Origin of the sequence: Pseudomonas sp. GV085 (assembly GCF_003050925.1) — a bacterium.
GTDB lineage: Bacteria > Pseudomonadota > Gammaproteobacteria > Pseudomonadales > Pseudomonadaceae > Aquipseudomonas.
The window spans coordinates 546,416-570,127 of sequence record NZ_QAOV01000002.1 but is presented as its reverse complement, the minus strand read 5'-3'; the positions used below and the strand labels follow the sequence as shown (position 1 = coordinate 570,127).

Here is a 23,712-nt window from a genome sequence, read left to right as displayed (position 1 = left end):
CACCGACGAAACACCTGAAGAAATCCATAAGAACAGCCTGAGGAGATCATCATGAACGCGGCCGTCGACGTTCTGCAGTCCAGCCATCAGCACATCAACCGCGACCGCCTGTGGCAATCGCTCATGGAATTGGCCAGGCTCGGCGCCACGGTCAAGGGCGGCGTGTGTCGCCTGGCCCTGACTGACCTCGACCGCCAGGCCCGGGACATCTTCGTCAAATGGTGCGAGGAGGCGGGTTGCACTGTCAGCATTGACGCCGTCGGCAACATCTTCGCCCGTCGAGCCGGGCGCAATCCCGACCTGCCACCGGTGATGACCGGCAGCCACATCGACACCCAGCCCACCGGCGGCAAGTTCGATGGCTGCTTCGGTGTATTGGCCGGTGTCGAAGTGCTGCGCACCCTCAATGACTTGAACATCGAAACCGAAGCGCCGCTGGAAGTGGTGGTCTGGACCAACGAAGAGGGCTCGCGCTTCGCGCCGTGCATGATGGGTTCCGGCGTGTTCGCGGAAAAATTCACCCTCGAAGAAACCCTGGCCAAGGTTGATGCCGACGGTGTCACCGTAGGGCAAGCGTTGAATGCCATTGGCTACGCCGGTCCGCGTCAGGTCACCGGCCATGCCGTGGGCGCTTATTTCGAAGCCCACATCGAGCAAGGCCCGATCCTTGAAGACGAACGCAAGACCATAGGCGTGGTCATGGGCGCCCTCGGGCAGAAATGGTTTGACCTCAAGCTGCGCGGCGTCGAAGCCCACGCCGGCCCGACCCCGATGCACCTGCGCAAGGACGCCCTGGTCGGCGCCGCGGTGATCGTCGGAGCGCTCAACCGCGCTGCCCTCAGCCACCAACCCCATGCCTGCGGCACCGTCGGTTGCCTGCAAGCCTATCCCGGCTCGCGCAACGTCATCCCCGGCGAAGTGCGCATGACCCTGGACTTCCGGCACCTGGAACCGGCGCGTCTGGACTCGATGATCGCCGAAGTGCGTGAAGTGATCGAAACCACCTGCGATGAGCACGGCCTGACCTTCGAGCTCACGCCAACGGCCGACTTCCCACCGCTGTACTTCGACAAGGGCTGCGTCGAAGCGGTGCGCGGCGCCGCCCAAAGCCTGGGCCTGTCGCACATGGACATCGTCAGCGGAGCAGGGCACGACGCGATCTTCCTCGCCGAACTCGGCCCGGCCGGAATGATCTTCGTGCCGTGCGAAGGCGGCATCAGCCACAACGAAATCGAAAATGCCGCGCCGGATGACCTGGCGGCCGGGTGTGCGGTGCTGTTGCGGGCGATGCTGGCGGCTTCGGCGACGATTGCCAGTCAATCGGCAGCCTGAAAGTCAAAAGATCGCAGGCTGCGCCAGCTCCTACATTGACCGAGTACAACCCTTGCGGATGTGCGCGTTCCCCGTAGGAGCTGGCGCAGCCTGCGATCTTTTGATCTTGCCCCATCAAATCCAAATGGCATCCCACAAAGGATAATCACCCACCCGTTTCACCAATCCGGCCCGCAAAGGATTCATGACGATGTACCGGGCCGCATCCTTGATGTCTTCATCACGATGTAATGCCCGGTCTAATACCCCCGCTGCCACAGACGACCTTGATCGCCGCGCATGAGATTGATCGAACGGCTGCTTCTGGATTTGATTCGGCACATCAGCTCGGCCAACGTGCCGTGCTTCAATTCCATCAACCAATGCAGATGATCCGGCATCAAAACCCAGGCCATGGAGGTCACCAGCGAGGCTTCATCGGCACAACGCAACTGCTCAACCACGAGCCTGCCCATCCGCCAATCTGCGAACACAGGCTCTCGTCGATGGGCGACGGCGGTCAGCAGATAAATACGACCAGGTTCCGAAAATCGAGCATTGCGCAGGCGACATCCATTTGCAGCGACAGGCATTCCTTGCCCTCCTTGAAATGTATTGGCAAATGAACGTTAGCCGTTAGCGTGGACGCCATGGATGAAGGCATTTTCAGAATATTTCGGGAGTACACAATCCCCGTAGGAGCTGCCGAAGGCTGCGATCTTTTGATTTTCGACGTCAGTTGAGTGGCTGAAGATCAAAAGATCGCAGCCTTCGGCAGCTCCTACACGTGCACATCTGCACGATCATGAACGCCTGTGGTCGTATTCTTCACAGGCCGGCGCATGACTGCGCCGCCGCACGCGTGGAGATCCCATGAGCCAGGACGTCCTGACCACCGAAACCAATCGCCGTCAGCTGCAGCAAATCATCGCCGGCCTGTCCGACGGGGTGATTCTGTTGGATCCCGACCAGAGCATCCTGTGGGCCAACGAGGCAGCGCTGGCCATGCACGGTGTCTCGCAAGTCAGCGATCTGGGTGCCAACGCCGAGGCCTATGCCAAACGCTTCGCCTTGCGCCATAACAACAACCATGGGGTGCCAGCCGACAGCTATCCGATCAACCGTGTGGCCCGTGGCGAGACGTTCAGTGATGTGCTGGTGGAGGTTTCCTCGGCGGCGGACGAAGAGCGTACCTGGGTCCACCGCGTGCGCAGCCTGGTATTGACCGACAGCCATGGCAAACCGCAATTGCTGGTGTTGATCATGGACGATGTCACCGACCGGGTCAGCGCCGAGCAACGCTTTGCCACAGCGTTTCGCCTGTCCCCGGTGCCGATTCTGCTGTGTGGCGCGGCTGATCAACGGGTGCTGGACGTCAACGAAGCGTTCCTCGATACCCTCGGTTATCCCAGTGAGGAAGTGCTTGGGATCAGCATTGCGCAAATCGATTTCATCGATGACAAAAACGCGCGCATCTGGCTGTTCGCCGCGCTGGAGAAATCCGGCAGCCTGGACCGCATCGATGTGCGCGTGCGCAGAAAAGACGCCGGGCTGATCGATTGCACCGTGTCGGCGGACACGGTGAACATTCAAGACAACCCGTGCTATCTGCTGGTGCTGGTGGACATCACCGAGCGCAGGCGCACCGAGCTGGAACTGGTGTCGGCCATCGAGGAAGCGATGAAGGACGCCTCATGGTTCAGCCGCACGCTGATCGAAAAACTGTCCAGGGTGAAGAACGTCAATTCACCGAAGTTGCCCAGCGTGTCCTTCACCGACCTGACTGCCCGTGAGCGTGATGTGCTGGGCCTGATATGTGAAGGCCGGGCCGACAAGGAAATCGCCGCGCGCCTGAAACTCGCGCCGAATACAGTGCGCAACCATGTGGCGGCGGTGTATTTGAAACTCAATGTGCATAGCCGCAGTGAGGCGATTGTCTGGGCGCGGGAGTGGGGACTGTTCTCGAAAGAGTGGCGGCCAAAGGGGCAGCGGTAAGGCGCAAATGCCACCGGCCGGGCCATAAGTGATTCGCAGGTTTTTATTTTTGTGACAGGTTTATGGATTTTGCACGCCGGTTCTGTTGTCACAAAAAATGTGTCTATCACTTATCGCGGGTCAACCGATGAAAGTTCTTGGGAAACGTGTTATCTCACCTTTGTCGCTGGCGTTGTGCGTAGCGATTCTCGGTGGCTGTGCCAGTCCGCCGCCCCCTCCAGCGGTCACGCCACCTCCTCCAGAGCGCACCTGCCAGGCCATGGACAAAACCGATGTCCTCGGTGATGTACGGAGCGAAGACGGGCAGGTCACCCGAGTCACCACCACGACTCGCTGTGTGACGCAGTAAACCCAAAGCGGCCTTCAGTCGGCCCGTGGTTGGGAATTCGAAGGCGCGAACCGTGCGAACGGTTTTTTTTCAGCACTTCCTTATCGCCAATGGTTCTAGAAAAACTGTCAACTCTGACAGTTTCAGGCGTGCCCATTTTTCCCGATAGTTGAATGACCCTCCCTGATCATTCACTTGCCAGCATCGAGAGCACGCCATGACCATCGAAGTTAAAGCCGCAGCCACAGGAATCGAACCCGTGTACATCTGTCACGGAGCTGACCATGACTTCACGATTGCGGCCGGGGCGGATAGCCCGTGGGTGAATCACGGGGTGAGTTTCAATCAGGTTCCGGGGGGATCCTCTCCGATCACTACCGATCCAGAATTGGGCACGTATCAGAAGCTTCTGGCGGCGGGCACTGAGTGGAAGTTGAATTGCCCGGCGAATGGAACGGACATCGATTTCGATCTTCAACTGCAAAGTGAATTTACCGCCGCGCCTTGTAAAGTCGCATTGAAATTGGGCGACTATCGGCGAGCCATTCTCAGTAAGCGTGACCCGATCAGCGCTCCGGTGGTGGGGGACAAAGTGACTGCGGAGGTTCAAATCGGTTCATTTTATACCGACAAGGAACTGGAGGGCGTTGAGGTCGAGTGGTACTACGACGAGGATATTGTGCAGAAGGTGCCGACTACCGGTCTGGGGTGGAGCAAGTTCGAACATGTCGTTACCACCGCGGGGGAGCATACGATAACGGCAAAGGTTCACAGCCCTTATGACGACACAACGGTAGAGGAGAAATTTACGATCAATGTGTACGCGGAGAGCCCTTGGGAGCAGGCCACGTTGTTGATCAATGGCAACAAAGTGGAATGGGGGGCGGAACTCGTTTTGCTCCGTGGGCAGGAGAACGCTGTGACGGTGGAGGCTCCACCTGCGATCGCCAGGGAGCTCAATCTGGGACTGGTAGAAGATGGCGGTTTAAACATCGGCGCATCGCCGAGTTTTGGCGAGAGGGTGGAGCCCGTCAATGGCCAGTTCCATTGGGCGATTACGCCGGACGCTGGCAAGAGCGGTCGTGTCACCCTGGGTTTTTGTAGCCAGGAAGTGCAGATGACGTGGGAGCATCTAAGCCTGGTGATTTCGCGCGACCTGGCCGATGAAGTGGATCAGGTCCTGGTGGGCGGTGTTGCTTCCCCGGCCGACGGTGCCGTGTTTTTCAGGAATGAGCCGCAGACCGTCACCCTGACCTACAAGCCAGGCAGCCCCCTGCAAGACTACCCGTTGGCGCTGACAGGCACGCCGCTCACGGGCGTGCAACCTGGCAATCTGGTGATCACCGCGTCGGGCAAGAATACCTGGACAGTCAACTCCCATACCAACAGCGGCACGTTCAAACTGGAGTTGAACGGTGCGGACATGACGACTGGCATTACGCTGCCTGTGTGCAAGGTCATTTCGCGTAACCTGACGGACGAGGCGGACGTCAAGATTGGGGGCGTAGCGGTTCCTCCCGGTGGCAATGTGTTTTTCAGGGGGCAGGCTCAGGTGGTTACGCTGACGCCGAAAGCTGGCAGTCCGATCGCCGGGTATCCGGTGAAGCTGACGTGCGAGGTCAAAAGTGGTCTTGATGCGGCCAATGTGGTGAGCGATCCTGGGTTTAACCTTGAGCAAACAACTCATAGCTGGCGCGTCACCGGCTCGACCAAAAGTGGGACCTTCCAGCTGAGTCTCACGGGCAAGGACATGACCCGCCCGATCACTGTGGCGGTGAGCAAGTTGTTGTCGACCAACCTGGCGGATGAGGGGGAGGTTAAGATTGCCAACGCTCCGGTACCGGCGGGGGGCAATGTGTTTTTCAGGGGACAGGCTCAGGTCGTTACGCTGACGCCCAAAGCTGGCAGTCCGATCGCTGGGCATCCGGTTACGCTGACATGCTCGATCAAAAGCGGCCTTGTTGTGGCCAACGTGGTGAGTGTGCCTGCATTCGGTGTTAAGCAAATCGTGCACAGCTGGAGCGTCACCGGCTCGACCAACAGCGGCACCTTCCAGTTAAGCCTGGCGGGCGAGGGCATGACCACGGTGATTACGGCGCCGGTCAGCAAGTTGCTGTCGACCAACCTGGCTGATGAGGCGACAGTTTTGTTGGACGGCGTTGCGATACCGGCAAGCGGGGCAGATTTCATCGGGGGGGAAGCCAAAACACTCACTTTGGATTACAAGAACGCAGGGTTGTTGAGGGGCGTCCCCTTGGCCCTTGACTGGGTTCCTGTCTCGGGTCTTGTAACGGGTGATCTTGTCAGCCAGCCGCCTCTTCGCCAACTATCCATGACGCACGAATGGAAACTCACTGGAGCTCAGGTGAAGTCGGGAACATTCAAGCTGAAGTTGTCTAGCGAGAGAGAAGCAGCGGGGCTTCTTACGCCGATTAACAGATTATTGGAAGGTTATAAACTGAGGTTCTTGAGGGTGATTGATGGTGAATACGTGGAACTGCCTGTTCCCCCAGCCGTGGTGCAAATCCCGATGGGTGCTTATTTCACGCATGTTCGGGTTACCGGACCGGACAACTCCCCCATATCGGGTGTTTCAGTGACAGTTGATTGCTCCGCCACTTCGCCAACAACGGGCATAACTAATGCCGCCGGGATCATGTATGGCACAGTAGGATTTGGCGTTGGTGAGTATGAACTATCAGCAGTATCGACACTGGATGGAAAACCGTACACGGCATCGTTACGTTTGGATGTGCGGAATTGGTAATTTAGGTGCATTTTTGGAAGAAGGATAAACACCAGGTTCTGCAGGATTATTGGGGCTGGAGGTGTATTAGGCACTGGAAAATATCGATCCGCCGGATTCACCTATGTCATTTATCGACGGCAAATAACAAAAGGCAGTCAGAGACTGCCTTTTGTTCATCCAGTGAAGTCGTTCAAGACAAGAACCCACCATCCACATTCAACGAAACCCCAGTCGTATAACTCGAAGCATCGCTCGCCAAATAAAGCACCGCCCCCGCCATTTCACTCGGATCCGCCACGCGCTTGAGCGGAATCTGCTGCAACGCAGTATTCAAGATCGCCTCATTCTTCACCAGCGCCGAAGCAAACTTGGTATCGGTCAGCCCCGGCAACAACGCATTACACCGAATCCCGAACTGCGCACACTCCTTGGCAAACACCTTGGTCATGTTGATCACGGCCGCCTTGGTCACCGAGTAGATGCCCTGGAAGATCCCCGGCGAGACACCGTTGATCGACGCGACGTTGATGATGCTGCCGCCGCCGTTGTCGCGCATCAGCTTGCCGGCTTCGACCGACATGAAGAAGTAGCGGCGGATGTTCACGTCGACGGTTTTCTGGAAGGCGCTGAGGTCGGTGTCCAGCACGTTGCCGAACGACGGGTTGGTCGCGGCGTTGTTGACCAGGATGTCGAGGCGGCCGAACTGTTGCTTGATGCTGGCGAAGACCTGGCTGATCGGTTCCAGTTCGCCGATGTGGCAGGCACTGGATACGAGCGTGAGCCCGCTGTCGAGTGGCGCACTGATTTCATTCTCTATATGACTTTTAATACGAGAGTTTGGGTTTTTATCGCACCATGTTCTAGCTGACCTGTCAGTTATGACAGTTACCAACGTGCCGATTTTTCCTGATAGTTAACGGACTGTTTTCATGTCCATCACTGAGAAGGAATCATCGTCATGACCGCCGAACTAACCACTGTAACCGCTGCAGCAAGCCCTTGGGAACCAGCCACGTTGTGGATCAACGGCAAGAAGGTGGAACGGGGGGCTAAACTCGTTTTGCTCCGTGGGCAGGAGAACGAAGTGATGGTGGAGGCTCCACTGGAAATTGCCAGGGAGCTCAACCTGGGGCTGGCAGAGAATGGCGGTTTGACCATCGAAGCATTGCCGAAATTTGGCGAATGGATTAAACCCGTAAATGGCAAGTTCACTTGGAAGATTAGGCCGGAGGCTGGCAAGAGCGGTCGTGTCACCCTGGTGTTTTTCAGCCGGGAAGTGGATGAGGTGTGGGAGCATCTAAGCCTGGTGATTTCGCGCGATCTGGCGGATGAGGTGACAGTATTATTAGACGGTGTTGCGATACCGGCAAGCGGGGTAGATTTCCACGGGGGAGTAACTAAAACACTCACCTTGAGTTACAAGAATGCAGAAGTGTTGAAGGGTGTTCCCTTGGCCCTTGACTGGATTCCTGATCCGGGTCTTGTAACGGGTGATCTTGTTAGCCAGCCGCCTCTTGGCCAGCCATCCCCGACACACGTATGGAAACTCACTGGAACTCAGGTGAAGTCGGGAACATTCAAGCTGAAGCTGTTCAGCGAAGGAGAGACGACGGTGCTGCTTACACCGACGAACAGATTACTGGAACGTTATAAACTGAGGTTCTTGAGGGTGATTGATGGTGAATACGTGGAACTGCCTGTTCCCCCAGCCGTGGTGCAAATCCCGATGGGTGCTTATTTCACGCATGTTCGGGTTACCGGACCGGACAACTCCCCCATATCGGGTGTTTCAGTGACAGTTGATTGCTCCGCCACTTCGCCAACAACGGGCATAACTAATGCCGCCGGGATCATGTATGGCACAGTAGGATTTGGCGTTGGTGAGTATGAACTATCAGCAGTATCGACACTGGATGGAAAACCGTACACGGCATCGTTACGTTTGGATGTGCGGAATTGGTAATTTAGGTGCATTTTTGGAAAAAGGATAAACACCAGGTTCTGCAGGGTTATTGGGGCTGGAGGTGTATTAGGCACTGGAAAATATCGATCCGCCGGATTCACCTATGTCATTTATCGACGGCAAATAACAAAAGGCAGTCAGAGACTGCCTTTTGTTCATCCAGTGAAGTCGTTCAAGACAAGAACCCACCATCCACATTCAACGAAACCCCAGTCGTATAACTCGAAGCATCACTCGCCAGATACAACACCGCCCCCGCCATCTCACTCGGATCCGCCACGCGCTTGAGCGGAATCTGCTGCAACGCAGTATTCAAGATCGCCTCATTCTTCACCAGCGCCGAAGCAAACTTGGTATCGGTCAGCCCCGGCAACAACGCATTACACCGAATCCCGAACTGCGCACATTCCTTGGCAAACACCTTGGTCATGTTGATCACGGCGGCCTTGGTCACCGAGTAGATGCCCTGGAAGATGCCTGGCGATACACCGTTGATCGAGGCGACGTTGATGATGCTGCCGCCGCCGTTTTCGCGCATCAGCTTGCCGGCTTCGACCGACATGAAGAAGTAGCCGCGGATGTTCACGTCGACGGTTTTCTGGAAGGCGCTGAGGTCGGTGTCCAGCACGTTGCAGAACTGCGGGTTGGTCGCGGCGTTGTTGACCAGGATGTCGAGGCGGCCGAACTGTTGCTTGATGCCGGCGAAGACCTGGCTGATCTGTTCCATTTCGCCGATGTGGCAGGCGATGGCGGTGGCCTTGCCGCCGGCGGCGACGATCGCGTCGGCGACGTGTTGGCAGCCTTCGAGTTTGCGGCTGGAGACGATCACGTGGGCGCCTTGCTGGGCCAGCAGTTTGGCGATGGCTTCACCGATGCCACGGCTGGCGCCGGAGACGAAAGCGATCTTGCCGTCGAGGTCGAACAACTGAGTCTTGGACATGGGATTCCCTTATGAAAAGTCTTGTTGTTGAGTCAAATGCCGGGGGGTGGCGAGTGACATCTTGTGGGCGGGCTTGCTGCGTTGGTCAGTGAGCGAGCGTTATCGTTTACGACCTTCGCGAGCAAGCTCGCTCCTACAGGCTGGATTTGTTGATGACCTGCAAGCTCATCTGCTCCAGCAGCTTGTTCATGTGGATGAACTGCGCGAAACGTTTGTCCTGGGTCTGGCCGTGGTAGAAGCGGTAGTAGATCTGCTGCACGATGCCGGCCAGGCGGAACAGGCCGTAGGTGTAGTAGAAGTCGAAATTGTCGATGCGGATGCCTGAGCGTTCGGCGTAGTAGTCGACGAATTCGCGGCGGGTCAGCATGCCCGGCGCGTGGCTTGGCTGGCGGCGCATCATCTGCACCGGCGCCGGGTCATCGGCTTCGATCCAGTAGGCGAGGGTGTTGCCCAGGTCCATCAGCGGATCGCCCAGGGTGGTCAGTTCCCAGTCGAGCACGCCGATGATCTGCATCGGGTTGTTCGGGTCGAGGATCACGTTGTCGAAGCGGTAGTCGTTGTGCACGATGCTGGAGGTCGGATGGTCGGCCGGCATCTTGTCGTTGAGCCAGGCTTTGACCGTTGCCCATTGTGGCGCATCGGGGGTCAGGGCTTTTTCGTAGCGATCGCTCCAGCCTTTGATTTGCCGCGCCACGTAACCTTCGGGTTTGCCCAGGTCGCCCAGGCCGTAGGCCTTGTAGTCGACTCGATGCAATTCCACGAACTTGTCGATGAAATTCTTGCACAAGGCTTCGGTTTTCTCCGGATCCAGGCCCAGTTCCGGCGGCAGGTCCGAGCGCAGGATGATGCCGTTGACCCGTTCCATGACATAGAACTCGGCACCGATCACCGATTCGTCGGTGCAGTGCACATAGGCTTTCGGGCAGTACGGAAAACCGTCGCGCAGTTGATTGAGGATGCGGAATTCACGGCCCATGTCGTGGGCCGACTTGGCCTTGTGGCCAAAGGGGGGGCGACGCAGGACGAATTCCTGTTCGGGGTATTCCAGCAGGTAGGTGAGGTTGGAAGCGCCGCCCGGAAACTGGCTGATCCGTGGCAAGCCGCTGATCCCCGGAATATGGGCCTTGAGGTACGGATCGATCAGGCTGGCATCGAGTTCTTCGCCGGTGCGGATACGGGTGGACTGGTCATTAAGCGCCATGCTTATCCCTTCTGCTTATTCTGGAGGCCTTAAACTATTGGCTAATCTAATGCCCACATGGCGCACCCACAACCGCGAATGGCTCTTATAGGCGAGCGTGTTGCCGGCCAATCATTGTTTTTGATACAGCTGTTTGAATCGCCGTCACTGGGCGACATGGCTCGTGGCGGGTGGCAAGTCGATTGGCGTCAGCACCGGTTGGCTGGAGAAAAACGCCACGAGGTTCTTGCCCACCAGTTCGACGGTGCCTTGGGTGGCTTCCGGGGACAGGCCGGCGACATGGGGCGTGAGGATCACGTTGCTCAGGGTCTTGAGCACATCCGGCACCTTCGGTTCGGCGTCGAATACATCCAGCGCGGCACCGGCGATCCGGCGTTGCTCCAGGGCGCTGATCAGGTCAGCGGTGGCAATCACGCTGGCCCGGGCGATATTGACGATAAACCCCTTGGGGCCCAGCGCGTCGAGCACCTGGCGATTGACCAGATGCCTGGTGGCCGGGCCGCCGGGCGTGGCGACGATCAGGAAGTCCGAGGTACGCGCAAGTTCGGTCGGGGTCGAGCAGAAGGTGTAGGGCACATCGCTGCGAAGCTGGCGATTGTGGTAGCAAATGCTCATGTCGAAACCGGCGCCGGCGCGTTTGGCGATGGCCATGCCGACCGCGCCGAGGCCAAGGATGCCCAGGCGTTTGCCGGCCAGGGAAGGGCGCATGATCTTCGGCCACTCGCCGCGTCGTACGGCAGCATCGCAGCGGGGTATGTCGCGCACCAGCGACAGCAGCAGCGCCATGGCATGGTCGGCGACGGACGAGGCGTTGACCCCGGCGCCATTGGTGACGGTGATGCCCCGGTCGGCGGCGGCCTGCAGGTCGACGTGTTCATAGCCGGCGCCGATCACGCAGATGATCTTGAGGTGGGGCAGCGCGGCGATTTCATCGGCATACAGCCCCAATGGGCCGCGGGTGAGGACGGCGTCGATCTGCCCGGCGTGACGAGCGATGGCTTCGGCGCGCTCGGCGGGCGTCGGGGCCAGAATCAGATGGAAGCCCTGATGTTCGAGGATGGGCAGGTAATCATTGATGGTTTCAACCAGTACCAGAACGGTTACGGGCATGCTTGGCTCCCTGTGGGCATCGTAAAGTCAGATCGAGCGCCGCTTTGTTTCGACGGCACGAGAGTGGCGCGGGCGGCTTCGAGAATCTCGTCCGAGAGCGGGTGGCCCCGGCTTTCGCTGGCTTGTTTGCGGGAAACTCGGGGCATAGGTCACTCTCGGGTCTGCAGGTTGAACTTCAGAGGGCGTATTGGGCAATCCCGTTGCCGAACGACCAGTTCTCTTTTTTCACTTCCACCAGATTAATGAAAACGTCCTCCAGACGCACAGCCAGCTCTGCATGAAGGCTCTCGGCAATGGTTTTGTAGAGGAGTTTTTTCTGCTCGACGGTCCGGCCTTCGCTCATGGTGATCTGGATCACCACCAACTGGTCCGTGCGGTTGATACCCAGATAACCGGGATCGAAGATGAAATGCTGCGCATCGTGTTCGGCGAGAATCTGAAAATTATCGTTCTCCGGCACACCAATGGTGCTGTGCATGGCCGCGTAGATCAGTTGGCCGATGCGCTTGGCGTGGGTAGGGTCCTGATGTTTTTTGATGTCGACGCGAACCAGTGGCATGGGAAGACTCCGGAGGATACAGGTCAGTTAAAAATACATTGCGTTGGACCTTTATCAAGTGCGGACTTCGCTTTGGCGATGACGCGCAGGTGCACTGCAGATTCTTGTGGGAGCGAGCCTGCTCGCGATGGCTGCGGCACATCCAACATATTCTCCGACTGATACACCGCTATCGCGAGCGGGCTCACTCCCACAGGGGATTTTCGTCTATCTGGCACCACCGTTCCTCACCTAAGTCTTTGCTTCTGCTCACGAATCCTCCAGAATCGCGCCCCTGTTCCGGCCAGGGCGCCGCCTGTCGGGTATTCCGACGCGTCCTGACCGGGTGGCAAGTGACCGGAATGTGGAGATCCCACCGGATGAATGATCAGGCCAATAGCGTTAACGAACGCTATGTAGACGCGACACCAGCAACACTGTCGAGCTGGAATCGCCAAGACACCACCTGGATGCTGGGCCTGTTTGGCACGGCAATTGGTGCGGGAACCCTGTTTTTGCCGATCAACGCAGGCCTGGGCGGTTTCTGGCCGCTGCTGATCCTGGCGTTGCTGGCGTTCCCGATGACGTTCTACGCACACCGCGGGCTGACCCGTTTCGTGCTGTCCGGTCGCGAAGGCGCCGACATCACCGAAGTGGTGGAAGAGCATTTCGGCATCAAGGCCGGCGCGCTGATCACCTTGCTTTATTTCTTCGCGATTTTCCCGATCCTGCTGATCTACAGTGTGGCCCTGACCAACACTGTGGGCAGTTTCCTCGAGCATCAACTGCACATCATGCCGCCACCGCGCGCCGTGCTGTCGCTGGTGCTGATCCTGGGCCTGCTGGCAGTGGTACGTTGCGGTGAGCAATTGATCGTCAAGGCCATGAGCCTGATGGTCTACCCGTTCATCGTCGCCCTGCTGTTCCTGGCGGTGTACCTGGTTCCGCACTGGAACGGCGGGATCCTGGCCACCGCCAGCAGCGTACCGGCGCCTTCGGCGTTGCTGCACACGATGTGGCTGGCGATTCCGGTGATGGTGTTCTCGTTCAACCACTCGCCGATCATCTCGGCGTTCGCCGTGGACCAGAAGCGTCGCTATGGCGAGCACGCCGAGGCGCGCAGCTCGCAGATCCTGTCCCGCGCCCACCTGCTGATGGTGGTGATGGTGCTGTTCTTCGTCTTCAGTTGCGTGCTGACCCTGTCGCCAGCGCAGCTGGCTGAAGCCAAGGCGCAGAACCTGTCGATCCTGTCGTACCTGGCCAACCACTTCAGCAATCCGACCATCGCCTTTGCGGCGCCGTTGATTGCCTTCGTGGCCATTTCCAAGTCGTTCCTGGGCCACTACATCGGCGCCAGCGAAGGTCTCAAGGGCCTGATCGTCAAGAGCGGCAAGCGTCCATCCGCCAAGGCCCTGGACCGCATGACCGCCGCGTTCATGCTGGTGGTGTGCTGGATAGTCGCCACGCTCAACCCGAGCATTCTCGGCATGATTGAAACCCTGGGTGGCCCGGTGATTGCGGCGATCCTGTTCCTGATGCCGATGTACGCCATCCGCAAGGTGCCGGCCATGGCGCGCTATCGCGGTCAGGCATCCAACGTCTTCGTGACGGCGGTGGGCCTGGTGGCGATTACGGCGTTGATCTATTCGTTGACGGCCTGATCCGCGGTAAACCCTGTGGGAGCGAGCCTGCTCGCGAAGAGGTCATGTCAGTCGACATCGATGTTGAATGACACTCCGCTTTCGCGAGCAGGCTCGCTCCCACATTTGTTTTGTGTGGAATCAAGGCATAAAAAAACGCCGCCCATCTCACGATGGGCGGCGTTTTTCATTGCGTTGCAACGTTAGGCTTGAACGACCGGGATGTTGGCGTTCGCAGCAGCTTCACGGAACTCGGCGATCTGGTCGAAGGACAGGTAGCGGTAGACATCGGCCGCCATGCTGTCGATCTTGCCAGCGTATTCCATGTACTCCTCGACGGTCGGCAGGCGACCCAGGATGGAAGCCACGGACGCCAGCTCAGCCGAAGCCAGGTAGACGTTCGCGCCGTCACCCAGACGGTTCGGGAAGTTACGGGTCGAAGTCGACACGACAGTCGAGTTCGGCTCTACACGTGCCTGGTTACCCATGCACAGCGAGCAGCCCGGCATTTCCATGCGCGCGCCGGCCTTGCCGTAGATGCCGTAGTAGCCTTCTTCGGTCAGCTGGTGAGCGTCCATCTTGGTCGGCGGCGACAGCCACAGACGGGTTGGCAGCTGACCCTTGACCTGTTCCAGCAGTTTACCGGCAGCGCGGAAGTGACCGATGTTGGTCATGCACGAACCGATGAACACTTCGTCGATCTTCTCGCCAGCAACGCTGGAGAGCAGGCGGGCGTCGTCCGGATCGTTCGGCGCGCAGAGCACAGGCTCCTTGATGTCGGCCAGGTCGATCTCGATGATTTCAGCGTATTCGGCGTCTTTGTCCGCTTGCAGCAGCTCAGGGTTGGCCAGCCAGGCTTCCATCGCTTGAGCGCGACGTTCCAGAGTACGTGCATCGCCGTAGCCTTCGCCGATCATCCAGCGCAGCAGGGTGATGTTGGACTGCAGGTATTCGGCAATCGACTCTTTGGACAGCTGGATGGTGCAACCGGCAGCCGAACGTTCAGCCGAGGCGTCAGACAGTTCGAACGCTTGCTCGACGGTCAGTTTAGGCAGACCTTCGATCTCCAGGATGCGACCGGAGAAGGCGTTCTTCTTGCCTTTCTTCTCTACGGTCAGCAGGCCAGCCTGGATCGCGTAGTAAGGAATGGCGTGAACCAGGTCTCGCAGGGTGACGCCTGGCTGCAGTTCGCCTTTGAAGCGAACCAGGATCGACTCAGGCATGTCCAGCGGCATGACGCCAGTGGCTGCGGCGAACGCAACCAGACCGGAACCGGCCGGGAACGAGATGCCGATCGGGAAACGGGTGTGGGAGTCACCACCGGTACCGACGGTGTCTGGCAGCAGCATGCGGTTCAGCCACGAGTGGATGATGCCGTCGCCCGGACGCAGGGAAACGCCGCCGCGGGTCATGATGAAGTCAGGCAGGGTGTGGTGGGTGGTCACGTCGATCGGCTTTGGATAGGCCGCGGTGTGGCAGAAGGACTGCATCACCAGGTCGGTCGAGAAGCCCAGGCACGCCAGGTCTTTCAGTTCGTCGCGGGTCATTGGACCGGTGGTGTCCTGGGAACCCACGGTGGTCATCTTCGGTTCGCAGTAGGTGCCCGGACGAACGCCGGTCACGCCGCAAGCCTTGCCGACCATTTTCTGCGCCAGGGTGAAACCCTTGGTGCTTTCAGCCGGTGCTTCAGGCTTCTTGAACAGGGTCGAAGGTGGCAGACCCAGCTCGGTGCGAGCCTTCTCGGTCAGGCCGCGGCCGATGATCAGCGGAATACGGCCGCCGGCACGCACTTCGTCCAACAGGACCGGGGTCTTCATTTCGAAGGTGGTCAGGACTTCGTCGGTGCCGTGCTTGCAGACTTTGCCAGCATGCGGGTACAGGTCGATCACGTCGCCCATGTGCATGTTGGATACGTCGAATTCGATTGGCAGTGCGCCGGCATCTTCCATGGTGTTGTAGAAGATCGGAGCGATCTTGCTGCCGAAGCAGAAACCGCCGGCACGCTTGTTCGGCACGTAAGGAACGTCGTCGCCGAAGAACCACAGCACGGAGTTGGTCGCCGATTTACGCGACGAACCGGTACCGACCACGTCGCCGACGTAGGCGATAGGGAAGCCTTGACCGCGCATTTCTTCGATCTGCTTCATCGGACCGGTGACGCCTTGTGCGTCAGGCACGATGCCGTCGCGAGCCATTTTCAGCATGGCCAGGGCGTGCAGCGGGATGTCTGGACGGGACCAGGCATCAGGGGCAGGGGACAGGTCGTCGGTGTTGGTCTCGCCAGTCACCTTGAACACGCGCAGGCTGATCTTGTCGGCCAGGGTCGGGCGCTTCACGAACCACTCGCCGTCAGCCCAGGATTGCAGCACGCCTTGGGCGTGAACGTTACCGTTCTTGGCTTTTTCAGCGACGTCGTGGAAGGCGTCGAACATCAGCAGGGTGTGCTTGAGTTCTTTGGCAGCCACTGGCGCCAGTTCGGCGTCGTCCAGCAGGTTTACCAGGGTCACAATGTTGTAGCCACCCTGCATGGTGCCGAGCAGTTCAACAGCGCGCTTCTTGTCGATCAGGGGGGATTTGGCTTCGCCTTTGGCGATGGCAGACAGGAAGCCGGCCTTGACATAGGCAGCTTCGTCCACGCCTGGTGGAACGCGATTGGTGATCAGGTCAACGAGGAATGCTTCTTCGCCAGCCGGGGGATTTTTCAGCAGCTCGACCAGGCCTGCAGTTTGTTCGGCGTTTAGCGGCTGGGGAACGATACCCAGTGCTGCGCGCTCTTCGATATGTTTGCGGTAGGCTTCAAGCACAGTTATTACCCTCATCAGTGGTCCCAAATGGGTGTCCGGGACGCTCATCCCGAAATTGCCGCACTCATGCGCTGCATGGCGTTGTGAGCCACTTAGCCAGAATTACCGACAATTCCTTACAGAAGCTGCTTTCAAAGTTTTACGCCTGCAGAACGGGAGCTGATGAGGGTTGGCGTTGGGCTTTTCCCCGCTGGAAAAACCCCTCGCCAACACCGCTCTGAAGGAACGACTGTGCTCGTGACGCTTTGAAAACAGCTTCTAACGGACATTGGCGCCTAAAAAGGCAGGCTGATTCTACGGCAAAAAAAAATTAAAGGTAAGTCAGGTTTTATTGGACTTTGGTGGAGGCAGCCGGCAAACCCCTATTCACCCAAGGCCCTGAACGTTGAGGGGTGATCAATGGCCGACAAAGGGCTAACATGCCGGCCTGTTCTGCTTTTTCGCGTTTTGCGTATCTATGCCCAATCAGACCATCAAGACACCCTGCGTCGGCCTCTGCTCCACTGTTTACGGTGACCTGGTGTGCCGTGGCTGCAAGCGTTTCCACCACGAAGTGATCCACTGGAACGGTTACAACGAGGAGGAAAAGCGCGCGGTATGGCTGCGCCTTGAGCAGTTGCTGTCCCAGGTGATGGCCGCCAAGGTGGAAATTTTCGACCCGGCACTGCTCCGAATGCAGCTGGAGCAACGCAAGATCCGCTTCGTGCCCCATCAGTCGGAATATTGCTGGGCCTACCAGTTGATCGCCCGGGGCGCACGGGTGATCAACAACCTGGAAGCCTACGGGATGGTGTTGCTGCCGGAGTTTCGCGGCTGGAACCTGCCGGAATTGCGCGATGCCATCGATCGGGAATTTTTCCTGCTCTCCGAGGCCCATTACCAGCGCTACATTGCGCCGGGGTTCCTGAAAGACGCCTTTGGTGGTTGAAAAGATCTGTCCTCAATGCTTGCCGGCAATTTCCTCAAGGTGATCCGCCACTTCGATCGGCTTGAGCACCAGCACATCGCTCTCGACCGAATCGAGCACCACTTCCGCCGTATTACCGATCAACACCCCTGACAACCCGCTACGCGCCACGGTACCGATCACCGTCACTGCCGCCTGCAGCTTGTGCGCCATGAACGGAATCAGCACGTCCGCCGGGCCTTCCTCGATGTGCAGGTGATCATCGTCAATGTCGAATTCAGCCTGGAACGACTTGCATTGCTCGCGGTAGCGCGCCTGGATGGTTTCGCTGAGTTGAAACGTCGGGTCGGCCGACGACAGCATCGGCGACGGGTGGGCGCTGATTACGTGCAAGTGGGCCTTGGCCAGGGTGGCGATGTCATAGCCATGATCGATGATGGTGTCGTGCAGGTGGCGGTGTTCGAGGTCGGTGTTGCCGACGTCGACGGCTGCCAGGATCACTTTGTCTTTCCATGAGCCAGCGGTTTTTACCAGCAGTACCGGGGAAGGGCATTGGCGCAGCAGTTTCCAGTCCTCGGGTGTCAGCAGGGCTTTTTTCAGTGCGCTGTCGGGAAAGTGTTGCTTGATCACCAGGCCGCAACCTTCCGCCTGCTGCACATCGATGATGGTTTCGTGCAGGCTCTTGTTCCAGGCCTGTTCGGTGGTGACGTTGTAACCGTCCTCCACTAAAGCGGCCTTGAGCACGCCAAGCATGCCGCTGTGATCATGCTTGGGGTCGCACACCAGCAGATGCAACTGCGCCTGGGTGACACCGGCGATCAACTTCGCCCGTTTGAGCGCCAGGCTTTCGGAGTGTTCGGGGTCGATGACCACCAGAATGCTGCGTACGGCTTGCATGAGCGCGATCTCCTGAAAATAAAAAAGCACGGCGTTGCACAACTATAGTTGCTGTCTGCAATTCGGGGACTTGATGCATATCAACGGTTGGCAGACTGGTGGTCTGCGGGCAGGCCGGTATAATCGGCGCCCTTCGTTTGAACCTATTTGTCCGTGAGCCCCATGATCCTTCCCGAAATTCACGAGTTCCTTGGCTGCCGCACCCCCGACGGCTGGATCCAGGCCGCGCTGGCCGATCAGGAAACCCTGCTGATCGACCACAAGAACTGCGAATTCAAGGCCGCCAGCACCGCGTTGAGCCTGATCGCCAAGTATCACTCCCACGTCGATCTGATCAACATGATGTCGCGTCTGGCCCGGGAAGAGCTGGTGCACCACGAACAGGTCATGCGCCTGATGAAACGCCGCAAGATCGAACTGCGCCAGCTGTCCGCCGGGCGCTATGCGTCGGGGCTGCGCAAGGTGGTACGCAGTCACGAGCCGGTGAAGCTGGTGGACACATTGGTGGTGGGGGCGTTCATCGAGGCCCGCAGTTGCGAACGTTTCGAAGCGCTGGTGCCGCATCTGGACGAAGAACTGGGCAAGTTCTATTTCGGCCTGCTCAAGAGCGAGGCCCGGCATTTCCAGGGTTACCTGAAACTGGCTTATCAATATGGGGACGCCAAGGACATCGCCCAGGTGATCGACAAGGTCCGCGCCGCCGAGCAGGAACTGATCGAATCGCCGGACGTGGAGTTCCGTTTTCATAGCGGCGTACCGGCAGCGGCCTGATTATTCGGTGTTGTTTTTGCTCGCGAAGAGGCCATCAGCAACACAAAAGCTAACGGCTCAAACCCAGCCGTTCATGCCATTGAGCGATGGACTCTTCGGGGTACACATCGAACTGTTTATCCCTTGGCTGCGCTTGAACCTCCACCCACGGCGCTTTTGAGCCGAGCATCAGGTGCGTGTGCTCCGGCGGCACCGGCAGCGGTGTATCGATGGCCGAAGCGAACGGGTGAATCAACTCCGGCCACTCCGGGCTGAACAACCACAGACCCGAGCCGCAGACTGAGCAGAAGTGCCGCTCGGCGGTGCTGCTGTGGGTGCGTTTGTCGCCTTCTTCCTTGAGCCGTGCATGGTAGATCGCGATGTGCTTGCGCCCACGAACCTTGAGGCTGGCGGCATCGCCCCCGAGGTTGATTGCATAACCGCCACCGCCCTGGGTCTTGCGGCAGATCGAGCAGTAGCAGCGCTGGTAAGGGTAGGGGTGGGCGCTGGTCAGACTGAACGACACCGCGCCGCAATGGCAGGAACCTTCGAGTTGCATGCTGTTCTCCTTGGGCTGAAGTGATCTCGTGCAGCCTGGAATATTTGTGCCAACAGTGCCGACGCCTTCGCGAGCAGGCTCCCACAGTTTTTGTGTTCGACATAAGACCTGAGCTGGCTTGCCAGCGAAGAACGATAACGCGGTCTACCGCCCGGGCACCCGCCACAAATACCACGACGCCACCGTCCGATAAGGGCTCCACGCCGAGCCGATCTCGATCATTTGCTTGCGCGTCGGCTGCACCTCCAGGCCCTTGAGCCGGCGATAACCCTCACGCACGCCAAAGTCATCGGCCGGCAGGATATCCGGTCGCTCCAGGCTGTAGATCAGCAGCATCTCCACGGTCCAGCGGCCCACACCGCGCAGAGTGATCAGGCGTTCGATCAGCGCTTCATCGTCCATGGCCAGCGCCGTGGCGTAATCCGGTACCACGCCGTCCAGCGACGCCTGGGCGATGCCCTGAATGGTCGCGATCTTGCTCGCGGAAAAGCCGCAACTGCGCAGTTGGTCGAAATCTGTCGCGACGATCTGTTCAGGCCTGGGAAACGAATCCGAACCGAACAACGCCAGCAAGCGGCCGACAATCGCATCGCCGGCCTTGGCATGCAGTTGCTGATAGGCAATCGCCCGCACCAGCGACTCATACGGATCACGCGCCGCATGCGGCTGGTGCAGGCACGGACCGATGGCGTCGATGTGGCGGCGCCAGTCGTCATCGATGGCCGCCAGGAACGCACTGGCCGCCTGATAGCCGTCGGCCATGGGCTCAGGCTTTCCCGAACGGTTTCAACAGGGCGTTCACTTCGCCATAGGTCAAAGCCTTCAGGTCGTGGCTATCGAACTTGCCGGTTTGCATAAAGCTTTTGGCTATGCCGGCCATGGCACCGTAGAGGAATTCGGCGATGCCCGAACCGGCGGTCAGACGGCGTACGCCCAGTGCCTCGAGCACTTCGGGGGACGGCAGGCCCGGGAACCCCAGCACATTCAGTGGCAACGAGGTGCCCTGGCACAGCGCCTTGATCTCGTACTCCGAGGTAACGCCGGCGGCAAACAGACCATTGGCACCGGCCGCCTGATACAGCGTAGCGCGCCTGAGGGTTTCGGCGACGCGATCTTCGGCAGGTACCAGGCCCCGGAGGTAGACATCGGTGCGCGCATTGATGAACAGGTTTACATTGCGTCGATCGGCCACCTGGCGGGCGATTTCAATCTTGCGTACCAGCAACTCCGGCGGCGAGGAACCGTCCTCGATGTTGATCCCGACCGCACCGGCGGCGATGACTGCGTCAACCACCTGTGCCACCCGTTCCAGGTCATCGGAATAGCCGGCTTCGATGTCCACGGTCAGTGGCACCGAAATGACCCGGGCAATCGACTCGACGGTCGAGACCAGGCGCTCAAGGGGCAGGGTGTTGCCGTCCGGATAGCCGTGCACCCAGGCCACCGCCGCGCTGCTGGTGGCCACGGCCTTGTTGCCCAGTTGCTCCACCAGCCGCGCCCCGGCGGCATCGGCGACGTTGGTGAGGATCAGCAAACCCTCGTGATGCAGTTGGTGCAGTTGATTGTCGAGCCTGTCCATCGAGCTTCCTTCCTTTTGAAAAAGACGTGGGGGATCAGAACGCCAGTTGCTCCGTGAGCTGCACCGCCGCGTTCTCCAGCCTGAGCAAAAACGCCTTGCGCGGCTGGCCTCCAGCGTAGCCGGTCAACGAGCCATCGGCGCCGATCACACGGTGGCACGGCACGACAATCGATAAGCGGTTATGCCCGTTGGCCAGGCCCACTGCGCGGCTGGCACCGGGCTTGCCCAGCCTTGCCGCAATGGCGCCGTAGGTGGTGGTCCGGCCGTAAGGGATCTTCGCCAGCTCGGCCCAGACCCGGCGGGAGAATTCGCTGCCGGGCATGTGCAGGGCAACGCTGAACTCGGTGAGTGTGCCGGCGAAATACGCGGACAATTGCGCTTCGATCTGCTGCAAATGCACGTTGTGCCCCGGCGCCACGGCATAGCCGAAACGGTTTTGCAGCGCTTCGACCGAAGGGTTCAGCGATGCCTGATCGAGAAACTCCAACAGTACCAGCCCCCGCCGTTCGGCCATGGCGATCATCGGCCCCAGCGGCGTGGTCAGGCGCGTGTACAGCAGCGGCTCGCTGTTGGCAGCGCGGCCCGGGGTGATGTGAAACGACTTCTGGAAGGCGTCGCGAAAACCGCTCAGGGACTCGTAGCCAGAATCGAAAGCTACGTCGTCGATGGAGTCGCCCTGTTTGATCCCGCCCAGCGCCATGCCCAGGCGCCGGGCGCGCAGCCACGCGTGGAAGGTCATGCCGAAATGCTGCTTGAACCAGCGGCGCAGTTTCAGCGGTTCGATGCCTTCGGTCAGCAGATGGGCGTCGCTCCAGCGCTGTTCCGGGTCGGCGTCTACCGATTTGAACAGTTTCTGCACCCAGTCCGGTGCGCTGGCGGCGGTGTCCATCGGCTTGCAGCGCAGGCAGGCGCGGTAACCCGCCGCCAGGCACTGTTCGGCGCTGGCAAAGAACTCGACGTTTGCAGGCTTCGGGCTGCGGGCGGTGCAACCGGGGCGGCAGAAGATGCCTGTGGTCTTGACCGCCGTGAAGAACACGCCCTCGTAGGAGGTGTCACGCTCGAGCATGGCGCGAACCATCTCGGTACGGGGTGGAAGCAGCGTTTTTTGTAGGTTCATGGGCGCAGCATAGATCGCGTCACGGGTGGCCTCCACCGGAAAATCGACAGCGAATTTCGGACCGCAAAGCAAACGACCACAAAAAAACAAATCCCTCAGGCGCGACGAGCCATCAGCGGCACCGAAGCCGCTGCAGCACAGGAACAGGACACGCTATGGGATTGATGGTCTACACTCGTGCCGCTTGATAACTCAAGCTCCTTACTTTCATACCCGCCTTGTGCGGGTTTTTTTTGGAAAAATTCCATGACCCCCAGGTTTCGCATCGTCGCCAATGGCGCCGACCAAGGACTGAATGCTCTGGCGGCCTGTGGAGCCTGCGCCAAAGCAGTCTCGGCACCGAAGTGAAAAGAGCGACCGGGCTGATGCATCATCATCCAGCCCGGTCGCGGTCCCTGCAGATGCTCCCTGCAAGTCCCGCCAAGGCACTTTTTACTTACACGAAACATGTATTTCATGCAATATGTTTATTAATACAGTAAAAATCTTGCTGTTTATGTCTACACCTGTCATCCCTTCGATGGGTGAAGTGGTCTGATGAAACCGGAAATTCATATAGGCGAGAATGCTCGCCAGACCGAGGTGTCAGATGTCCACTACACAATGCTGCGCAGAAGGTGATTGGCGGGGATGTGATCTTCAAGGTTGAACGAGTAAAACAGTCGCTCCTCGAGAACCTCGAACCTCGAACCTCGATTCTGGTTGACTGACTTCTTCACAGCGTGAAGCTGCCAGTCATTTGTGTTTATAAAATCAGGTAGTGATTCAATTTTCCCCTGGATCAAAGCCAATACAGGATAGCAATGGACCACAACCAGCCGATGCTGAGGGTGATCGTAAGGTAGATCGCCATAAGCATCAGGGGTTGATTCCACATGACACACCTCCCATAACCGCTGTGTTTACATGGGTGCCTGGTAAATTGGGAGCTCGTATGAGCAATAAAGCAATAATCGCGCCATTTGAGTGAAGGACGCTGGCTACAAGCCCTGGGCCTTTAGCGCTGCGTTCCACGCTACTTCCTCCAGACGAAAGCTGACCCTAAATCTCCCCCCAAAAAATGGGCTTTCCCAGATGTGGGGGAGCATCCATCCCGATGCCACAGCATCCGCGCCGCTCCTGGATCGGCGGGCACTTCATCGAACCAAACGAGCAGAGCACGCAGCAGTCACCGGGATTTGGGCGTGGCAGAGTCCTGCAATTGCCACATTCATAGAAAAACTGACAGGCATCTGTGGGCATGGCTTCCTGTTTGGCGAAATTGCAATGCGGGCAGGTCAACACGGATTCGAGGATGATGGCTCTCATGGCGGCCTCATTTGTG

Annotated in this window: 19 protein-coding genes and 1 pseudogene; 7 read left to right on the top strand and 13 right to left on the bottom strand. The window is 58.8% G+C overall.

The window, feature by feature from the left end; translation table 11 throughout:
- Window positions 1-51 precede the first annotated feature (51 nt).
- Window positions 52-1,332, top strand: coding sequence for a Zn-dependent hydrolase (locus C8K63_RS06395; RefSeq protein ID WP_108215923.1), 1,281 nt, complete (start codon window positions 52-54; stop codon window positions 1,330-1,332).
- 114 nt (window positions 1,333-1,446) lie between these two features.
- On the opposite strand, the pseudogene C8K63_RS06390 reads toward C8K63_RS06395, so the two are convergent.
- A pseudogene (locus C8K63_RS06390) lies at window positions 1,447-1,904 on the bottom strand (transposase).
- A gap of 280 nt (window positions 1,905-2,184) precedes the next feature.
- Between C8K63_RS06390 and C8K63_RS06385 the strand changes: the two are divergent.
- Both C8K63_RS06385 and C8K63_RS06380 read left to right on the top strand, forming a co-directional pair.
- The gene (locus C8K63_RS06385) at window positions 2,185-3,306 is read left to right on the top strand and encodes a PAS domain S-box protein (protein ID WP_108215922.1); all 1,122 of its coding nucleotides are present in this window, start codon (window positions 2,185-2,187) and stop codon (window positions 3,304-3,306) included.
- A 545-nt stretch (window positions 3,307-3,851) separates the two neighbouring features.
- Window positions 3,852-6,401, top strand: a complete 2,550-nt coding sequence (locus tag C8K63_RS06380) for a hypothetical protein (protein ID WP_108215921.1) — start codon at window positions 3,852-3,854, stop codon at window positions 6,399-6,401.
- Between the two features lie 172 nt (window positions 6,402-6,573).
- Here the strand turns inward: C8K63_RS06380 and C8K63_RS06375 are convergent, their stop codons facing one another.
- A complete protein-coding gene (locus C8K63_RS06375; RefSeq protein ID WP_371920729.1) occupies window positions 6,574-7,275 on the bottom strand; it encodes an SDR family oxidoreductase in 702 nt (233 codons plus the stop codon).
- A gap of 66 nt (window positions 7,276-7,341) precedes the next feature.
- Here C8K63_RS06375 and C8K63_RS06370 point away from each other — a divergent pair, with 66 nt between their 5' ends.
- Window positions 7,342-8,346: a hypothetical protein gene (locus C8K63_RS06370; protein WP_108215919.1), complete on the top strand. Its 1,005-nt coding sequence runs from the start codon at window positions 7,342-7,344 to the stop codon at window positions 8,344-8,346.
- A gap of 172 nt (window positions 8,347-8,518) precedes the next feature.
- Here C8K63_RS06370 and C8K63_RS06365 read toward each other — a convergent pair whose 3' ends face one another.
- The 4 genes from C8K63_RS06365 to C8K63_RS06350 all read right to left on the bottom strand — a co-directional run bounded on the left by C8K63_RS06365 (window position 8,519) and on the right by C8K63_RS06350 (window position 12,156).
- Window positions 8,519-9,286, bottom strand: a complete 768-nt coding sequence (locus C8K63_RS06365; RefSeq protein ID WP_108215918.1) for an SDR family oxidoreductase — start codon at window positions 9,284-9,286, stop codon at window positions 8,519-8,521.
- 133 nt (window positions 9,287-9,419) lie between these two features.
- Window positions 9,420-10,487, bottom strand: coding sequence for a phosphotransferase family protein (locus C8K63_RS06360; RefSeq protein ID WP_108215917.1), 1,068 nt, complete (start codon window positions 10,485-10,487; stop codon window positions 9,420-9,422).
- A gap of 144 nt (window positions 10,488-10,631) precedes the next feature.
- Window positions 10,632-11,597, bottom strand: a complete 966-nt coding sequence (locus C8K63_RS06355) for a 2-hydroxyacid dehydrogenase (protein WP_108215916.1) — start codon at window positions 11,595-11,597, stop codon at window positions 10,632-10,634.
- A gap of 175 nt (window positions 11,598-11,772) precedes the next feature.
- Window positions 11,773-12,156 carry a tautomerase family protein gene (locus tag C8K63_RS06350; RefSeq protein WP_108215915.1) on the bottom strand — a complete coding sequence of 128 codons (384 nt, stop codon included), beginning with the start codon at window positions 12,154-12,156 and terminating at the stop codon, window positions 11,773-11,775.
- A gap of 359 nt (window positions 12,157-12,515) precedes the next feature.
- Between C8K63_RS06350 and C8K63_RS06345 the strand changes: the two genes are divergently transcribed.
- Entirely contained in the window at window positions 12,516-13,796 is a 1,281-nt protein-coding gene (locus C8K63_RS06345; protein ID WP_108215914.1) for a serine/threonine transporter, read from the top strand.
- Between the two features lie 182 nt (window positions 13,797-13,978).
- On the opposite strand, the gene acnB is transcribed toward C8K63_RS06345, so the two are convergent.
- Window positions 13,979-16,579, bottom strand: a complete 2,601-nt coding sequence (acnB, locus tag C8K63_RS06335) for a bifunctional aconitate hydratase 2/2-methylisocitrate dehydratase (RefSeq protein ID WP_108215913.1) — start codon at window positions 16,577-16,579, stop codon at window positions 13,979-13,981.
- Window positions 16,580-17,036: 457 nt separating this feature from the next.
- Between acnB and C8K63_RS06330 the strand changes: the two genes are divergently transcribed.
- Window positions 17,037-17,507: a DUF1289 domain-containing protein gene (locus C8K63_RS06330; protein WP_108215912.1), complete on the top strand. Its 471-nt coding sequence runs from the start codon at window positions 17,037-17,039 to the stop codon at window positions 17,505-17,507.
- 12 nt (window positions 17,508-17,519) lie between these two features.
- Here C8K63_RS06330 and C8K63_RS06325 read toward each other — a convergent pair whose 3' ends face one another.
- On the bottom strand, window positions 17,520-18,383 hold the full coding sequence (locus C8K63_RS06325; protein ID WP_108215911.1) for a universal stress protein: 864 nt from the start codon (window positions 18,381-18,383) through the stop codon (window positions 17,520-17,522).
- 162 nt (window positions 18,384-18,545) lie between these two features.
- On the opposite strand from C8K63_RS06325, the gene C8K63_RS06320 reads away from it, so the two are divergent.
- Window positions 18,546-19,154, top strand: coding sequence for a tRNA-(ms[2]io[6]A)-hydroxylase (locus C8K63_RS06320; RefSeq protein WP_007986374.1), 609 nt, complete (start codon window positions 18,546-18,548; stop codon window positions 19,152-19,154).
- A 49-nt stretch (window positions 19,155-19,203) separates the two neighbouring features.
- Here C8K63_RS06320 and C8K63_RS06315 read toward each other — a convergent pair whose 3' ends face one another.
- The 5 genes from C8K63_RS06315 to C8K63_RS30745 form a co-directional block, all read right to left on the bottom strand.
- The gene (locus C8K63_RS06315; RefSeq protein ID WP_108215910.1) at window positions 19,204-19,692 is read right to left on the bottom strand and encodes a GFA family protein; all 489 of its coding nucleotides are present in this window, start codon (window positions 19,690-19,692) and stop codon (window positions 19,204-19,206) included.
- Between the two features lie 144 nt (window positions 19,693-19,836).
- Window positions 19,837-20,454 carry a DNA-3-methyladenine glycosylase gene (locus C8K63_RS06310; RefSeq protein ID WP_108215909.1) on the bottom strand — a complete coding sequence of 206 codons (618 nt, stop codon included), beginning with the start codon at window positions 20,452-20,454 and terminating at the stop codon, window positions 19,837-19,839.
- A gap of 4 nt (window positions 20,455-20,458) precedes the next feature.
- A complete protein-coding gene (locus C8K63_RS06305) occupies window positions 20,459-21,271 on the bottom strand; it encodes an isocitrate lyase/phosphoenolpyruvate mutase family protein (RefSeq protein ID WP_108215908.1) in 813 nt (270 codons plus the stop codon).
- A gap of 34 nt (window positions 21,272-21,305) precedes the next feature.
- On the bottom strand, window positions 21,306-22,388 hold the full coding sequence (locus C8K63_RS06300; protein WP_108216088.1) for a bifunctional transcriptional activator/DNA repair enzyme AdaA: 1,083 nt from the start codon (window positions 22,386-22,388) through the stop codon (window positions 21,306-21,308).
- A 1,041-nt stretch (window positions 22,389-23,429) separates the two neighbouring features.
- Window positions 23,430-23,696, bottom strand: coding sequence for a GDCCVxC domain-containing (seleno)protein (locus C8K63_RS30745; protein ID WP_108215907.1), 267 nt, complete (start codon window positions 23,694-23,696; stop codon window positions 23,430-23,432).
- Window positions 23,697-23,712 lie beyond the last annotated feature (16 nt).

What these genes read in the sequence shown, in the direction of transcription:
- C8K63_RS06315 (WP_108215910.1), bottom strand. Translation starts at nt 19,692, where the DNA reads ATGCAACTCGAAGGTTCCTGCCATTGCGGCGCGGTGTCGTTCAGTCTG.
- C8K63_RS06370 (WP_108215919.1), top strand. Translation starts at nt 7,342, where the DNA reads ATGACCGCCGAACTAACCACTGTAACCGCTGCAGCAAGCCCTTGGGAA.
- C8K63_RS06385 (WP_108215922.1), top strand. Translation starts at nt 2,185, where the DNA reads ATGAGCCAGGACGTCCTGACCACCGAAACCAATCGCCGTCAGCTGCAG.
- C8K63_RS06325 (WP_108215911.1), bottom strand. Translation starts at nt 18,383, where the DNA reads ATGCAAGCCGTACGCAGCATTCTGGTGGTCATCGACCCCGAACACTCC.
- C8K63_RS06355 (WP_108215916.1), bottom strand. Translation starts at nt 11,597, where the DNA reads ATGCCCGTAACCGTTCTGGTACTGGTTGAAACCATCAATGATTACCTG.
- C8K63_RS06380 (WP_108215921.1), top strand. Translation starts at nt 3,852, where the DNA reads ATGACCATCGAAGTTAAAGCCGCAGCCACAGGAATCGAACCCGTGTAC.
- C8K63_RS06360 (WP_108215917.1), bottom strand. Translation starts at nt 10,487, where the DNA reads ATGGCGCTTAATGACCAGTCCACCCGTATCCGCACCGGCGAAGAACTC.
- C8K63_RS06365 (WP_108215918.1), bottom strand. Translation starts at nt 9,286, where the DNA reads ATGTCCAAGACTCAGTTGTTCGACCTCGACGGCAAGATCGCTTTCGTC.
- C8K63_RS06305 (WP_108215908.1), bottom strand. Translation starts at nt 21,271, where the DNA reads ATGGACAGGCTCGACAATCAACTGCACCAACTGCATCACGAGGGTTTG.
- C8K63_RS06350 (WP_108215915.1), bottom strand. Translation starts at nt 12,156, where the DNA reads ATGCCACTGGTTCGCGTCGACATCAAAAAACATCAGGACCCTACCCAC.
- C8K63_RS06320 (WP_007986374.1), top strand. Translation starts at nt 18,546, where the DNA reads ATGATCCTTCCCGAAATTCACGAGTTCCTTGGCTGCCGCACCCCCGAC.
- C8K63_RS06330 (WP_108215912.1), top strand. Translation starts at nt 17,037, where the DNA reads ATGCCCAATCAGACCATCAAGACACCCTGCGTCGGCCTCTGCTCCACT.
- C8K63_RS06300 (WP_108216088.1), bottom strand. Translation starts at nt 22,388, where the DNA reads ATGAACCTACAAAAAACGCTGCTTCCACCCCGTACCGAGATGGTTCGC.
- C8K63_RS06310 (WP_108215909.1), bottom strand. Translation starts at nt 20,454, where the DNA reads ATGGCCGACGGCTATCAGGCGGCCAGTGCGTTCCTGGCGGCCATCGAT.
- C8K63_RS06395 (WP_108215923.1), top strand. Translation starts at nt 52, where the DNA reads ATGAACGCGGCCGTCGACGTTCTGCAGTCCAGCCATCAGCACATCAAC.
- C8K63_RS06345 (WP_108215914.1), top strand. Translation starts at nt 12,516, where the DNA reads ATGAATGATCAGGCCAATAGCGTTAACGAACGCTATGTAGACGCGACA.
- C8K63_RS30745 (WP_108215907.1), bottom strand. Translation starts at nt 23,696, where the DNA reads ATGAGAGCCATCATCCTCGAATCCGTGTTGACCTGCCCGCATTGCAAT.